We start from the raw sequence: 14,631 nt of genomic DNA, 5'->3' as shown, positions 1-14,631 counted from the left end.
TGCCTTGGAGGAAATATGAGCGGCTTCGGTATTTTCGCGATTGTTCTGGTGGTGCTCGTCATCGTCACGCTGGTGGCCGGCGTGAAGACGGTGCCGCAGGGTTATGACTGGACCATCGAGCGATTCGGCAAATACACCCAGACGCTCAGCCCCGGGCTCAATCTGATCGTGCCTTATTTCGATCGCGTCGGACGCAAGATCAACATGATGGAGCAGGTGATCGACATTCCCGAGCAGGAGGTCATCACCAAGGACAACGCCACCGTGACGGTGGACGGCGTCGCTTTCTACCAGGTGTTCGATGCCGCGAAGGCGAGCTACGAGGTCGCCAACCTCAACCAGGCGATCACGGTCCTGACCATGACCAACATCCGTTCGGTGATGGGCTCGATGGATCTCGACCAGGTGCTGTCGCATCGCGATGAGATCAACGAGCGCCTGCTCCGCGTCGTCGATGCCGCGGTCTCGCCCTGGGGCGTCAAGGTCAACCGCATCGAGATCAAGGATATTGTCCCGCCGGCCGACCTCGTCGAAGCGATGGGACGGCAGATGAAAGCCGAGCGCGTCAAGCGCGCCGACATTCTCGCTGCCGAAGGCCAGCGCCAGTCGGAGATTCTGCGCGCCGAGGGCGCCAAGCAGGGCCAGATCCTGCAGGCCGAAGGCCGCAAGGAAGCCGCGTTCCGCGACGCCGAGGCACGCGAGCGTTCGGCGGAGGCCGAGGCGAAGGCCACTCAGATGGTGAGCGAAGCCATTTCCAAGGGCGACGTCGCCGCGTTGAATTATTTCATCGCCGACAAATATATCAAGGCGTTCGGCCAGTTCGCGGAGGCGCCGAACCAGAAGATCATCATGCTGCCGATGGAAGCCACGAGCATGCTCGGTTCGCTCGCCGGCATCGGCGAGATCGCGAAAGCAACGTTCGGCGAGAGCGCGGCCTCTGGATCTGCCGCTCGCCGCCCCGGCTCAGTGCCGCCGACCGGCAGCACGCCGCCGGCGGTGCCGCCGCGGCAGGGATAGTCACCGGCGCATCAGCCTTCGAAAGGGGCGGCGCCAATGATAGAAGGTCGTGTCATGACCGACATGTTCGTATCGCTCGGCAGCTGGAACTGGCTGATCTTCGGCTTCATCCTGATGGCGCTGGAGGTGCTGGCGCCGGGCGTCTTCCTGTTCTGGCTCGGGCTTGCCGCGCTGCTGGTGGGGTTGATCTCGTTCGCCGTTGCCATGTCCTGGCAGATCCAGCTCGTGATGTTCGCGGTGTTCGCCGCCGCCGCCGTGCCGGTGTGGCGCCGCCTCGCCCGGCCGAAGAGCGATGCGAGCGCCAGCCCCTTCCTCAACAAGCGCACCGAGGCGCTGCTCGGGCGCGAGTTTACTTTGGAGAAGCCGATCATCGACGGCAGCGGCACCGTGCGCATCGGCGACACGGTGTGGCGCGTGGCTGGGCCCGATACGCCGGCGGGAACGCGGGTGAAAGTGGTGCAGGTGGATGGTGCGAACCTGACGGTCGCCGCGGCGTAGCTCTTCCCCTCTCCCCTTGCGGGAGAGGGTGGCTCTCAGAGTGCGCGGCCGGCTCTGGGGTTTACCTCCTCCATCGCTCCGCAAACCGGTGCAGCGGCATGAACGTCTCGCACAATTCCCGCCCGAGCGGCGTCAGCCCATAACCTCCAGCCTCGCCAAGCTCCACGAATCCCGCTTCGCGCAATTCCGTCAGCCGCGATTGCAGCACCGTCGGTGAAGCCTCGTCGCAGGCGGTGCGTAATGCGCGGGAGGTGAGGGGCTCGCCGCGCAACTCCCACAATATTCGCAGGCTCCAGCGCCGGCCAAGCAAATCGAGCAGTGCCATGATTGGCCGCCCGGTGCGCGAGCCGCGGACGTTCCCTGATGCTGCCTGCTTTGCCATATCGGCCCTCTTGCGTATTGCTACAAATAATGTAGCGTATTGCTACGGTAAATGTAGCAAGGTAGGCAGCCAATGTCCCAATCCACGCCGCGCATTGCACCGCTCGCGCCGCCTTATCCCCCGGAGATCCAGGCGCAGTTCGATCGCATCATGCGCGGCGCGCCGCCGCTGATGCTGTTCCGGGTGATGGCGGGTCACAGCCGTGCCTGGGACAAGTTTCGTGCCGGCGGCCTGCTCGATCCCGGTCCGCTCTCGCTCCGCCAGCGCGAGATCGTCATCGACCGCACCTGCGCGCTGAACAAATGCGAATATGAATGGGGCGTGCATGTCGCTGTCTTCGCCGGGCCGGCGCGGCTCAGCGAGCAGGAGGTCCGCGCCACCGTGCTGGGTGATGCAGCTTCATCCTGCTGGTCGCCGGCGGAGCAGGCACTGATTGCAGCGGTCGATGCGTTGCACGCGCGCGCGACGTTGACCGACGAGGAGTTCGCGGCGCTGTCAGCGAATTACGATGAGGCCCAGATTCTGGAGATCATGCTGCTGTGCGGCTTCTACCGCACGGTGTCATATCTGGCGAACGGGCTGCGGCTGCCTCTGGAGGAGAACGCCGCGCGGTTTCCGGCACCGCTCTAGCCGCCGTCATTGCGAGGAGCCCTTGCGACGAAGCAATCCAGACTGTTTCCGCGGAGGCAGTCTGGATTGCTTCGCTACGCTCGCAATGACGGTGGAAAGGAACGCGCCACGCTCTCGCTGTCATTCCGGGGCACGCGAAGCGTGAACCCGGAATCCATCGAGCGGCAACCTTGGAGATGAATGGATTCCGGGTTCGCGCCCAAGCGGGCGCGCCCCGGAATGACGGAAGAGAGACTGCGCGGGCTACGCCACGCCCGCCCGCAGCAGATCGTGCAGATGCACGATGCCCACCACCTTGCCCGCCTCGGTCACGACCAGCGTCGTGATCTTGCTTGTGTTCAGCACCTCGATCATCTCGGTGGCGAGCATCGAGGGCGGCACCGTTTTCGGCTGCTTCGTCATGATGTCGTCGACCGACGCCGTCAGCAGGTCGGGGCGCATGTGGCGGCGCAAATCGCCGTCGGTGATGATGCCCGCGACCTCATTGGCTTCGTTGACGATGCAGACGCAGCCGAGACCCTTGGCCGACATCTCGACCACCGCCTCCGACATCTTGGTGCCTTCAGGCTTGAGCGGAATCTCGGCGCCCGTGCGCATGTAGTCGCGGACAAATTTCAGCATCGCCCCTAACTTGCCGCCGGGGTGGAAATGCGCGAATTCCAGCGCGGTGAAGCCGCGGCCTTCGAGCAGCGCGATCGCGATGGCGTCGCCGACCGCGACCTGCATCATGGTCGAGGTGGTCGGCGCCAGATTGTGCGGGCAGGCCTCGCGCGCCTTCGGCAACTCGATCACGATGTCGGCGGCTTGTCCCAGCGAGGAGGCCGCGTTCGACGTCACCGCGATCATGGGGATGGCGAAGCGCGCCGAATAGTTCACGACGTTCTTCATCTCCGGCTGCTCGCCGGACCAGGACAGCGCCATGATGACGTCGTCGGTGGTGATCATGCCGAGGTCGCCATGACCGGCCTCGGCGGCGTGCACGAAGAAGGCGGGCGTACCGGTCGAGGCCAGCGTCGCGGCGATCTTGCGCCCCATATGGCCGGACTTGCCGAGCCCGGTGACGATGACGCGGCCCTTAGCGTTACGGATCAGGTCGACCGCCCTCGCAAACGTCTCGCCCAGCGGGCCGCGCAGGGCGGCTGCGAGCGCGTTGATGCCGCCGCTCTCCGTCTCCAGCGTGCGGAGCGCGGATTGGACGCTGTCAGGAATGGGGCCGGATGATGCGGTCATCAGCGGTTTCGAACTCGGCATGCTCTGGTCCAGGGAGGAGGGCGCGTTCGCCCGGTCGGCGCCTCATTAGCACGCCGCGGCTCTGGAGGCGACGAGCCTGCCCGGAGCCTCAACGGGTCATTAACCATAATTGTTTTAACTCCATTAACGATGGTTCCCGCCAGCCGGTGGGCACCATCGCGTAAGTATTTGATTTCGTTGGAGTTATTCGATCGTGGGGTCGTCTCCAGGCACCAGCCGGAGCAAACGCGCGCAATTCCTGCGCGCTGCTTTGCCGTGCCTTGTCCCCTGCCTTGCGCTGGCGGCCCTTGGGTGCGGGCCCGCGGTCGCCCAGAGCCTTACGCCCGATCTGTTCAATCCCAATCGCGGCGGCTTTGCCTCGCCCGAGACGCTGCCGACGCGCCGCACGGCGGGCGTGCCACAGGCGCCATCGGATGCGCTGCCGGCGCTGCCGGATCCCAGTGCCGATCCGCGCAAGCGCCAGCAAACGCCGGCGACCTCGCGCATCGGCCAGGTCCCGACCTACGGCCTTCCGGCCGCCACCGGCGCGAGCGGCTCCGGCTACGACTCGCTCAACCGTAAGCGACAGCTACCCAAGCTCCATCCGGGCCAGCCGAAGCCGAAGCGGTCTGCCGGTCCCGGCTCGCCGGTGCCATCAGCAACACCGCCCGCCTCCACGCTCGGCCTGCCGCGGATCGCGCCGCCGCCATCTGCCTCCGCGAACAAGGCGCCGGTGCCGGCGGCGATGGCGGGCACCGTGCCCGGCCAGCCGCAGCGCCGCCGCCTCAAGGCGGATGACGATGCCTTCGGAGCCGTCGGCGACTATGCCGGCAGCTTCCTGATCAAGGGCGGGCTCGAGCTCTCCACCGGCTATGACACCAATCCTGCGCGTCTCAACAAGCCGATCGGCTCGCCGCTCTACGTCGTCGCCCCCGATCTTGTGGTGATGTCCGACTGGGAGCGCCACGCGCTGGTCGCCGACTTGCGCGGCTCCTTCTCCGGCTACACCAACAACATGCCGGCAACGATCGGCGGTTTTGCCTCGCCTTCGCCGGTCGAGATCGACCGTCCGGATTTCAACGGCCATGTCGACGGCCGCCTCGACGTCGACCGCGATCTCAAGCTGACCTCGCAGCTGCGGCTGCGGCTCGCCACCGACAATCCCGGCAGCCCGAACGTGCAGGCCGGCTTGCAGAAATATCCGGTGTACGCCGCCTACGGCACGACGGTCGGCTTCGACCAGTCCTTCAATCGTTTCCAGGTCGCCGCCGGCGCCACCGTCGATCGCACCGCCTACACGGACTCCAAGCTCACCGACGGCTCGACCTTCAGCAACAACGACCGCGACTTCAACCAGTATGGCGGCATCGGGCGCTTCTCCTACGACCTCAAGCCCGGCCTGAAGCCGTTCGTCGAGATCCAGGGCGACACCCGCGTCCACGATTTGGCCGCCGACCGCAACGGCTACTTCCGCGATTCGAACGGCGGCTACGCCAAGGTCGGCTCGTCGTTCGAGTTCTCGCGCATCCTCACCGGCGAAATCTCGGTCGGCTATTCCGCGCGCAACTATACCGACCCGCGTCTCAGCCAGCTTGCAGGATTCTTGACGTCGGGCTCGCTGATCTGGAACGCGAGCGGCCTCACCACGGTGAAATTCTTCACCGACACCCAGATCGCGGAGACCACCATCCCCGGCTCCTCAGGCGTCCTGGTGCGCACCTATTCGGCCGAAGTCGACCACGACTTCCGCCGCTGGCTCACCGCCGTCGGCAAATTCACCTACGGCACGCTCGACTACCAGGGCCAGAACCGCAACGACAAGACCTACTCGTTCGAAAGTAATCTGATCTACAAGGTCAACCGCAACATCTGGGTCAAGGGCACGCTGCGGCATGACATCCTGGATTCGAACCAGGCGGGGTCGAGCTCGCAGGGCACGGTGGTGATGGTCGGGGTCCGGCTGCAGAATTAGCCGAGTCGGCGCTGAGCTAACGACTCACTCCGAAGTCATTCCCCGCGAAAGCGGAATATCCAGTACGCCGCAGCCTATCCGTATACGATTGACGCCTCTGGAATACTGGATCGCCCGCTTTCGCGGGCGATGACACCATTCGTATATCTGGCAGCGGAGCCTACCGCGGCAGATCCGTCTTCCCCATCAGGAACGTATCGATCGACCGGGCACACAGCCGGCCCTCGCGGATCGCCCACACCACCAGCGATTGCCCACGGCGCATGTCGCCTGCCGTGAACACGTTCGGGCGCGAGGTCTGGTAGTCGAGCGTGTTGGCCTTGACGTTGCCACGGGGGTCGAGCTCGACCGAGAGCAACTTCAAGAGGCCCTCGTGCACGGGATGCACGAAACCCATCGCGAGCAGGACGAGCTCGGCGTCGAGCTCGAACTCGGTGCCGGCAATCGGCTTGAACTTGTCGTCGACGTGCACGCAGTGCAGCTTCTTGACCTGGCCGTTCTCGCCGGAAAACTTCTGCGTCAGCACGGCGTACTCGCGCACCGCGCCTTCGGCCTGGCTGGAGGAGGTCCGCATCTTCAAGGGCCAGTTCGGCCAGGTCAGGCCCTTGTTCTCGCGCTCGGGCGGGGCGGGCATGATCTCGAGCTGGGTCACCGAGAGCGCGCCCTGGCGCAGCGAGGTGCCGATGCAGTCGGAGCCGGTATCGCCGCCGCCGATGACGACGACATGCTTGCCGCCGGCCAAAATCTCCTGGACGCCGTTCAGGGGCTCGCTGGAGACGCGGCGGTTCTGCTGCGGCAGGAAGTCCATGGCGTAGTGGATGCCGGCGAGGTCGCGGCCGGGGATCGGCAGGTCGCGCGGGGCTTCCGCGCCGCCGGTCAGCGCGATCGCGTCGTACTCGTTGAGCATCTCGCGCGGATCGACATTGCCGTCGGCACCGACATGGCTGTTGTAGTGGAAGGTGACGCCTTCGCCTTCCATCTGCTTGACGCGGCGGTCGATGACGCCCTTCTCCATCTTGAAGTCGGGGATGCCGTAGCGCAGCAGGCCGCCGGCCTTGGCGAACTTCTCGAACAGATGCACGTCGTGGCCGGCGCGCGCGAGCTGCTGCGCGCAGGCCATGCCGGCCGGGCCCGAGCCGATCACCGCGACCTTCTTGCCGGTCTTGACGGACGCGACTTCCGGCTTCAGCCAGCCATTGTCCCAGGCGCGGTCGACGATCGCGCATTCGATGGTCTTGATAGTGACCGGGTTGTCGTCGATGTTGAGCGTGCAGGAGGCTTCACACGGCGCCGGGCAAATGCGCCCCGTGAACTCCGGGAAATTGTTGGTCGAGTGCAGATTGCGCGAAGCTTCTTCCCAATTGCCCTGATAGACGAGGTCGTTCCAGTCGGGGATCTGGTTGTTGACCGGGCAGCCGGGCGTGCCGGGCGCGACCGAGCCGGTGCCGTGGCAATAGGGAATGCCGCAGTTCATGCAGCGCGCGGCCTGGTCGCGCACCTCCTTCTCGGTCAAGGGAACGACGAACTCGTTGTAATGCTTCACGCGCTCGGCGACCGGGGTGTACTTGCGGTCGTGCCGTTCGATTTCGAGAAAACCCGTGATCTTGCCCATTAAACCCGAAGTCCCTGCCGCTTAAATTCGTTTGTTGCTTCCTCACCGTCATTGCGAGGAGCGAAGCGACGAAGCAATCCAGTCTGTCGCTGAGGAGAAAGTCTGGATTGCTTCGCTACGCTCGCAATGACGGGCGCTGATATTGCTACGCCCCGATCGCGATTTTCGGCTCGGCGTCCGCGTTGGCTGCCATTTCGCGCAGCGCGCGCCGGTATTCGACCGGCATCACCTTGCGGAATTTGGGCAGCCAGTCCTTCCAATTGGCAAGGATATCGGCGGCGCGCTTGGAGCCGGTGGCTTTCGCATGGCGCGAGATCAGCACGTGCAGCCGCTCGACGTCGGAGGCGAGCAGGTTCTTGAACACGTCGACCCGGCCGTGCGCCTCGAGGTCACCGGAATGGTTATAGGTGCCGGCGTTGATCAGCTCCTCCGACAGCACCGGCTCGAGCTCGACCATCGCCATGTTGCACAGCCTGTCGAAGTCGCCGGCCTCGTCCAGCACATAGGCGATGCCGCCGGACATGCCGGCTGCGAAGTTGCGCCCGGTCTTGCCGAGCACGACCACGATGCCGCCGGTCATGTATTCGCAGCAATGATCGCCCGCGCCCTCGACCACCGCGACCGCACCCGAGTTACGCACGGCAAAGCGTTCGCCGGCGATGCCGCGGAAATAGCACTCGCCTTGAATGGCGCCGTACATGACGGTGTTGCCGACGATGATGCTCTCTTCCGGCACGATGGCGGAGTTCTTCGGCGGCTTGACGATGATCTTGCCGCCCGAGAGGCCCTTGCCGACATAGTCGTTGCCTTCGCCCTCGAGCTCGAAGGTGACGCCGTGGGCGAGCCACGCGCCGAAGGCCTGGCCGGCAGTGCCCTTGAGGCTGACATGGATGGTGTCGTGCGGCAGGCCGGCATGGCCGTAGATCTTGGCGACAGCGCCGGACAGCATCGCGCCCGCGGAGCGGTTGGTGCTGTTGATATTGGCCTCGATCTTCACCGGCGCACCGCGATCGAGCGCAGGCGTCGCCTTCTCGATCAGCGAGCGGTCGAGCACCGCCTCCAGATGATGGTTCTGGCGCTCGGAGTGATAGATCTTCTGGCCCTTCTCTTCCTTCTGCTTGACGAACAGCTTCGAGAAGTCGAGCCCCTTGGCCTTCCAGTGCGCGACCAGCCTGGTCTGGTCGAGCAGCTGAACCTGGCCGACCATCTCGTTGAAGGTGCGGAAGCCGAGCGAAGCCATGATCTCGCGGACTTCTTCCGCGACGAAGAAGAAGTAGTTGATGACGTGCTCGGGCTGGCCGGTGAAGCGCTTGCGCAGGACGGGATCCTGGGTCGCGACCCCGACCGGGCAGGTGTTGAGATGGCACTTGCGCATCATGATGCAGCCGGCCGCGATCAGCGGCGCGGTGGCGAAGCCGAACTCGTCGGCACCGAGCAGCGCGCCGATCACGACGTCACGGCCGGTGCGGAAGCCGCCGTCGACCTGGACCACGATGCGGCTGCGCAGCCGCTCGCGCACCAGCGTCTGGTGGGTTTCGGCGAGGCCGATCTCCCAGGGCGAGCCGGCGTGCTTGATCGAGGTCAGCGGCGATGCGCCGGTGCCGCCCTCGAAGCCCGCGATGGTGACATGGTCGGCGCGCGCCTTGGCAACGCCCGCAGCCACCGTGCCGACGCCGATCTCGGAGACGAGCTTGACCGAAACGTCGCCGGTCGGGTTGACGTTCTTGAGGTCGTAGATGAGCTGCGCCAGATCCTCGATCGAGTAGATGTCGTGGTGCGGCGGCGGCGAGATCAGGCCGACGCCCGGCGTCGAGTGCCGGACCTTTGCGATGGTCGCGTCGACCTTGTGGCCGGGCAGCTGGCCGCCTTCGCCGGGCTTGGCGCCCTGCGCCATCTTGATCTGCATCATGTCGGAGTTGACGAGATACTCCGTGGTGACGCCGAAGCGGCCCGAGGCGACCTGTTTGATCGCCGAGCGCATGGAATCGCCGTTCGGCATCGGCTTGAAGCGGTCGGCTTCCTCGCCACCCTCGCCGGTGTTCGACTTGCCGCCGATCCGGTTCATGGCGATCGCTAGCGTGGTGTGCGCCTCGCGCGAGATCGAGCCGAAGCTCATCGCACCCGTGGCGAAGCGCTTGACGATGTCCTTGGCCGGCTCGACCTGGTCGAGGGCTACGGGCTTGCGCTTCTCTTCGTCCGCGTTCTTGATCCGGAACAGGCCGCGCAGCGTCAGCAGGCGCTCGGACTGCTCGTTGAGGATCTTTGCGAAGGCGCGGTAGCGCTCCTGCGAGTTGCCGCGCGCGGCGTGCTGCAGCAACGACACCGACTCGGCGGTCCAGGCGTGATCCTCGCCGCGGCTGCGATAGGCGTATTCGCCGCCGACATCGAGCGAGGTCTTGTAGACCTCAGCCTCGCCGAACGCGTCGGCATGACGGCGCACGGCTTCTTCGGCGATCTCGCCAAGGCCGACGCCCTCGACGCGGGTGTGCGTTCCCGCGAAGAACTTTGCGACGAAGTCGGCCTTGAGACCGACCGCGTCGAAGATCTGCGCGCCGCAATAGGACTGATAGGTCGAGATGCCCATCTTGGACATCACCTTCAGGAGCCCCTTGCCGATCGACTTGATGTAGCGCTTGACGATCTCGTAGTCGTCGAGCGAGCCGGGCAGGCGGTCCTTCATCGCGATGATGGTCTCGAACGCGAGGTAGGGGTTGATTGCTTCGGCGCCGTAGCCTGCGAGACAGGCGAAGTGATGCACTTCGCGCGGCTCACCGGATTCGACGACGAGGCCGACCGAGGTGCGCAGGCCGACGCGGATCAGATGATGATGCACGGCGGCGCAGGCCAGCAGTGCCGGGATCGGCACCCGGTCGGTGCCGACCATGCGATCGGACAGGATGATGATGTTGACGCCCTCGCGCACCGCACTTTCCGCGCGCGCGCAGAGCTCGTCCAGCACCTGGTCCATGCCCGCCGCACCGAGGCCGGCGTGGAAGGTGGTGTCCAGCGTGCGCGACTTGAAGTGCGACTCGGCGACATCGGAGATCGAGCGGATCTTTTCCAGATCCGCGTCGGTCAGGATCGGCTGGCGCACTTCGAGACGCTTGGTGGTGGCAAGGCCCTGCAGGTCGAACAGGTTCGGCCGCGGCCCGATGATGGAGACGAGGCTCATCACCAGCTCCTCGCGGATCGGGTCGATCGGCGGGTTTGTGACCTGCGCGAAGTTCTGCTTGAAGTAGGTGAACAGTGGCTTGGCCTTGTCCGACAGCGCCGAGATCGGTGTGTCGTTGCCCATCGAGCCCGCGGCTTCTTCGCCCGTGGCCGCCATCGGCGTCATCAGGATGGCGATGTCTTCCTGGCTGTAGCCGAACGCCTGCTGGCGATCCAGCAGCGACAAATTGGAGCGCACGCCTGTCGTCGGCACCTTCGGCAGCTCTTCAAGCACGATCTGGGTCCGCTCCAGCCACTCCTTGTAGGGATGGCTCTTGGCGAGCTCGGCCTTGATCTCGTCGTCCGGAATCAGCCGGCCCTGCTCGAGGTCGACCAGCAGCATCTTGCCGGGCTGCAGGCGCCACTTGGTGATAATCTGGTCTTCGGGGATCGTCAGCACGCCCATCTCGGACGCCATCACGATGCGGTCGTCCTTGGTGACGAGATAGCGCGCGGGCCGCAGGCCGTTGCGGTCGAGCGTGGCTCCGATCTGGCGGCCGTCTGTGAAGGCGATCGCGGCGGGGCCGTCCCACGGCTCCATCAGCGCGGCATGATATTCGTAGAAGGCACGGCGCTTCTCATCCATCAAGGGATTGCCGGCCCACGCCTCCGGAATCATCATCATGACGGCGTGCGGCAGCGAGTAGCCGCCCTGCACCAGGAATTCGAGCGCGTTGTCGAAGCAGGCGGTGTCCGACTGGCCTTCATAGGAGATGGGCCAGAGCCGGTTGATGTCCTTGCCGTAGAACTCGGAGCTCACCGAAGCCTGGCGCGCCGCCATCCAGTTGGTGTTGCCGCGCAGCGTGTTGATCTCGCCGTTATGCGCGATCATGCGGTAGGGATGCGCCAGCGACCAGGCGGGGAAGGTATTGGTCGAGAAACGCTGGTGCACCAGCGCGAGCGCGCTCTCGAAATCCTTCTCGTGCAGATCGGGATAGTACTTGCCGAGCTGGTCGGCGAGGAACATGCCCTTGTAGATCACGGTGCGGCAGGACATCGAGCAGGGGTAATAGCCTGCAAGGCCGCGGTCGCGACGCTGGTAGATCGCCTGCGAGATCGACTTGCGCAGGATGTAGAGCCGGCGCTCGAAATCGTCCTCGGTCTTGGCGGTGCCGTTGCGGCCGATGAACACCTGCATGCAGGCGGGCTCGGTCGGCTTCACGGTGACGCCGAGCGAGGAATTGTCGGTCGGCACGTCGCGCCAGCCGAGCAGGGTCAGGCCCTCTTCCTTGATCTGGTCGGCGATGATGCTCTTGATGACGTTGCGCCAGGCGGTGTCGCGCGGCATGAACAGCGCGCCGATGGCGTATTCACCGGGCTGAGGCAGCGCGAAGCCGAGCTCCCCGGCCTTGCGGCTGAAGAAGGCGTGCGGGATCTGCACCAGAATGCCGGCGCCGTCACCGGCGCGCGGGTCGGCGCCGACGGCGCCCCGGTGCTCGAGATTGCACAGGATGTTCAGTGCGTCCGCGACGATCTCGTGCGACTTCTGGCCCTTGATGTTGGCGATGAAGCCGACGCCGCAGGAGTCCTTCTCCAAGCTCGGATCGTAGAGGCCTTCGGCCGGCGGGCGCGAATTGTGCTCCTGAATCGGATCGGTCGTTTTCGAGGCGACCGTCGCCGACAGCTCTTCTGCCACGATGTTTGCGCTCTCGAATTGCGACCCGTTCATTGTTCCAATCCTCTCCGTGCGGCAAGCTGCCTCACCGCCATCTTCGGCGCACCTTGGGCGTTCCGCGGCACCCGCCTCTGGGTCACCGCTCGTCCACTGCGAGCCGCATTTTCTTAAATTCAGGCCTAGGCGTTCTTCGTCCCCGAGAACGGCTTTGCCTGGTACCTTGCCGGCGCTCGAAAGTGCCAGTTTTCGCTGCAATCCCTGTGCCGGAACCGCAAGCAAAATTGAGACAGTCTTCCTGTCCTAACCATCACCTTGCCAAATTTTTGTCTAGCACACAAGCGCGCGGAAGTCCCGATTCCCGATATGTCAATCAATCGCTTTCCGAAAGTTGCGCGGCCCCGGTTTTGAAGCAAACGCGCCCTGATCCGGCCCTGTGGGCGCCGAAATCCCAAATGAAGCTTCGGATCAACCCTTCGGAAGGCGCGCCACGCCGCAAGAAGCGAAAGAGCGCAAGTCATCCAGGGCCTGACAGGAGCGTGTCGACCATGAAGTTTTTCACAGGATGTGTGGCTGCTGCCACGCTGGCGCTGGCTGCAACCACTGCCCAGGCGCAGGTTCCGGCGAGCGGTATTGCGGGAGGGGCCATGATCGCAGTGTCGGATTTCGACGGACCCTATGCGCCCTCGGAGGTCGCGCCGCCACCGCCGCCGCGTTACGGCCAAGGCTACGGTTACGGCTACGAAGAGCGGGGGCCGGCACCGGCGCTGCTGCCGGCCACCGAGGTCTACGCGGTGCTGCGCGACAACGGCTTCTCGCCGCTCGGCATCCCGCGCCTGCGCGGCAGCGTCTACACCATCACGGTGATCGACCGCCGCGGCGACGACGGCCGGCTCGTGATCGATGCCCGCGACGGGCGGATCATCCGTTTTATGCCGGCCGCCGACGCCTATGGCATGGCGCCCGCGCCGGCCTTCGAGGAGCCCGCGGTTGCGCCTTACCGCCCGCAAAGCGCGTTGCCGGCGCCGACATTGGTCCGAGGCGGCCCGCCGCGCCCGCCGGCCCCGATCCCGCATGTGGCCAGCCGCTCCGTCCCGCTGCCGAAGGCCGCTCCGCACCGCGCCGAGACGCCGGCTGCAATCGCGAAGCCGGCCGAGCCTGCGACGCAGCAGGCCCAAGCACCGCAGGCGCAGCCTGCGCAGCAGACCGCCGCCGCGCAGGCGAAGCCGGTGGAAGCGGCACCTCAGGCCGCCGCACCGACCGTCGGCCAAGCCAAGCCGGCTCCAACGATTCTGCCGATGCAGGAGATGCCGGCGGCGCAGGGGCTGGATTAGGGCTACGTGTTTGGCACCGTGGCGCCTGCCGCACCAACGGTGTCCTCCCTGCGTTCGCAGAGACGACCTCGGGCAGAGAGCTGAGCAAAAACAAAAGGCGCCTGAAATGCTCGGACGCCTTTTGCATTAAAGCGATCGCCGCTCAGCTCCGCGGATACCCCGCCGCTTCCAGGATCAAGTTCGCCACCTCCTTCGGATGTGACACCAGTGAGAGGTGGCCGGCATCGAGTTCGATCGTGGTGGCGTTCATGCGCTTGGCGAGGAAGCGCTCGAGATCGGGATTGATCGTGTAGTCGCTCTTCGACACCGCGTACCAGCTCGGCTTCGAATGCCAAGCCGCTTCCGTGGTGCGGCCGGCGAAGATCGAGGCCGCGGTCGGCCATTGCACGGCGTAGAGCTCCCTGGCCTGTTCAGGCTTCACACCATTGGCAAAGTACTTCAGGAAGGCGTCTTCCGACAGCTTGGTGTAACCGTCATGCTCGACGATGCCGGCGCGCACCGGGCCGGCCGGGAATTGCTTCGACAGCGCGACGAAATCCTCGTTTGCATCGGGCGCGCGCGCGGCGACATAGACGAGGCCGGTGACCTTCGGGTCGGTGCCGACCTGGCTGATCACGGTGCCGCCCCAGGAATGCGCGACCAGCACGGTCGGCCCGTCCTGCTCGGCCAGCGCGCGCTTGGTGGCTTCGACGGAGTCGGCAAGCGACGACAGCGGATTCTGTACGGCCGTCACATGCAGGCCTGCGGCCTGGAGGATCGGGATCACCTCGGACCAGCTCGAACCGTCGGCCCAGGCGCCGTGCACCAGCACGACGTTGGTCGCCTTCACGGTCTGCGGTGTCTGTGCGTGAGCAAGGCTGAGGGGGGCCGCCAGCAGGCTCGCGGCGACGAAAAGGCTGCGCCAAAGTGTCATGATCGTTCTCCGTTTTGTTTTGGGTTCGATGCCCAAAGGACGGTGCCCGGGGTGGCGGCGTTACGCTTGGTCACTCATCCGTGACAAACGTCCTGATCGGGCGCGCACGAGACGCGTAAGCAAGGTTACGTAGTGTGGGCGGTAACGTAGAACGACAGACTCAACCCTGTATTTCCAGTTCAACCGAAAACCAGCCGGCTGCTCGCGGGCGCTTCGCGAGG

Annotated in this window: 10 protein-coding genes; 5 read left to right on the top strand and 5 right to left on the bottom strand. The window is 65.3% G+C overall.

What is annotated here, in order from left to right:
* Positions 1-15: 15 nt before the first annotated feature.
* Both IVA81_RS20695 and IVA81_RS20690 read left to right on the top strand, forming a co-directional pair.
* On the top strand, positions 16-1,017 hold the full coding sequence (locus tag IVA81_RS20695; RefSeq protein ID WP_247321337.1) for an SPFH domain-containing protein: 1,002 nt from the start codon (positions 16-18) through the stop codon (positions 1,015-1,017).
* A 54-nt stretch (positions 1,018-1,071) separates the two neighbouring features.
* Positions 1,072-1,515: an NfeD family protein gene (locus IVA81_RS20690; protein WP_247321335.1), complete on the top strand. Its 444-nt coding sequence runs from the start codon at positions 1,072-1,074 to the stop codon at positions 1,513-1,515.
* 61 nt (positions 1,516-1,576) lie between these two features.
* On the opposite strand, the gene IVA81_RS20685 is transcribed toward IVA81_RS20690, so the two are convergent.
* Positions 1,577-1,897 (bottom strand): helix-turn-helix domain-containing protein, encoded by a 321-nt coding sequence (locus IVA81_RS20685; protein ID WP_247321333.1) that lies wholly within the window; start codon positions 1,895-1,897, stop codon positions 1,577-1,579.
* Positions 1,898-1,969: 72 nt separating this feature from the next.
* On the opposite strand from IVA81_RS20685, the gene IVA81_RS20680 reads away from it, so the two are divergent.
* Positions 1,970-2,527: a carboxymuconolactone decarboxylase family protein gene (locus IVA81_RS20680; protein WP_247321330.1), complete on the top strand. Its 558-nt coding sequence runs from the start codon at positions 1,970-1,972 to the stop codon at positions 2,525-2,527.
* A 243-nt stretch (positions 2,528-2,770) separates the two neighbouring features.
* Here the strand turns inward: IVA81_RS20680 and IVA81_RS20675 are convergent, their stop codons facing one another.
* Positions 2,771-3,778 (bottom strand): KpsF/GutQ family sugar-phosphate isomerase, encoded by a 1,008-nt coding sequence (locus IVA81_RS20675; RefSeq protein ID WP_247321329.1) that lies wholly within the window; start codon positions 3,776-3,778, stop codon positions 2,771-2,773.
* Positions 3,779-3,971: 193 nt separating this feature from the next.
* On the opposite strand from IVA81_RS20675, the gene IVA81_RS20670 reads away from it, so the two are divergent.
* Positions 3,972-5,729, top strand: coding sequence for an outer membrane beta-barrel protein (locus IVA81_RS20670; protein WP_247321326.1), 1,758 nt, complete (start codon positions 3,972-3,974; stop codon positions 5,727-5,729).
* 160 nt (positions 5,730-5,889) lie between these two features.
* On the opposite strand, the gene IVA81_RS20665 is transcribed toward IVA81_RS20670, so the two are convergent.
* On the bottom strand, positions 5,890-7,341 hold the full coding sequence (locus tag IVA81_RS20665) for a glutamate synthase subunit beta (RefSeq protein WP_247321324.1): 1,452 nt from the start codon (positions 7,339-7,341) through the stop codon (positions 5,890-5,892).
* Positions 7,342-7,486: 145 nt separating this feature from the next.
* On the bottom strand, positions 7,487-12,220 hold the full coding sequence (gene gltB, locus IVA81_RS20660) for a glutamate synthase large subunit (protein ID WP_247321322.1): 4,734 nt from the start codon (positions 12,218-12,220) through the stop codon (positions 7,487-7,489).
* Positions 12,221-12,711: 491 nt separating this feature from the next.
* Here gltB and IVA81_RS20655 point away from each other — a divergent pair, with 491 nt between their 5' ends.
* Entirely contained in the window at positions 12,712-13,497 is a 786-nt protein-coding gene (locus tag IVA81_RS20655; RefSeq protein ID WP_247321321.1) for a hypothetical protein, read from the top strand.
* Between the two features lie 142 nt (positions 13,498-13,639).
* On the opposite strand, the gene IVA81_RS20650 is transcribed toward IVA81_RS20655, so the two are convergent.
* Positions 13,640-14,410 carry an alpha/beta hydrolase gene (locus IVA81_RS20650; protein WP_247321320.1) on the bottom strand — a complete coding sequence of 257 codons (771 nt, stop codon included), beginning with the start codon at positions 14,408-14,410 and terminating at the stop codon, positions 13,640-13,642.
* Positions 14,411-14,631: the final 221 nt, after the last annotated feature.

It is taken from the genome of Bradyrhizobium sp. 141 (assembly GCF_023074055.1).
Taxonomy (GTDB): domain Bacteria; phylum Pseudomonadota; class Alphaproteobacteria; order Rhizobiales; family Xanthobacteraceae; genus Bradyrhizobium.
This window is presented reverse-complemented; position numbering and strand designations above follow the sequence as displayed.

Excerpts from the sequence above, each read along its gene's own strand:
- IVA81_RS20695 (WP_247321337.1), top strand. The coding sequence starts at position 16 with ATGAGCGGCTTCGGTATTTTCGCGATTGTTCTGGTGGTGCTCGTCATC.
- IVA81_RS20690 (WP_247321335.1), top strand. The coding sequence starts at position 1,072 with ATGACCGACATGTTCGTATCGCTCGGCAGCTGGAACTGGCTGATCTTC.
- IVA81_RS20685 (WP_247321333.1), bottom strand. The coding sequence starts at position 1,897 with ATGGCAAAGCAGGCAGCATCAGGGAACGTCCGCGGCTCGCGCACCGGG.
- IVA81_RS20680 (WP_247321330.1), top strand. The coding sequence starts at position 1,970 with ATGTCCCAATCCACGCCGCGCATTGCACCGCTCGCGCCGCCTTATCCC.
- IVA81_RS20675 (WP_247321329.1), bottom strand. The coding sequence starts at position 3,778 with ATGCCGAGTTCGAAACCGCTGATGACCGCATCATCCGGCCCCATTCCT.
- IVA81_RS20665 (WP_247321324.1), bottom strand. The coding sequence starts at position 7,341 with ATGGGCAAGATCACGGGTTTTCTCGAAATCGAACGGCACGACCGCAAG.
- gltB (WP_247321322.1), bottom strand. The coding sequence starts at position 12,220 with ATGAACGGGTCGCAATTCGAGAGCGCAAACATCGTGGCAGAAGAGCTG.
- IVA81_RS20655 (WP_247321321.1), top strand. The coding sequence starts at position 12,712 with ATGAAGTTTTTCACAGGATGTGTGGCTGCTGCCACGCTGGCGCTGGCT.
- IVA81_RS20650 (WP_247321320.1), bottom strand. The coding sequence starts at position 14,410 with ATGACACTTTGGCGCAGCCTTTTCGTCGCCGCGAGCCTGCTGGCGGCC.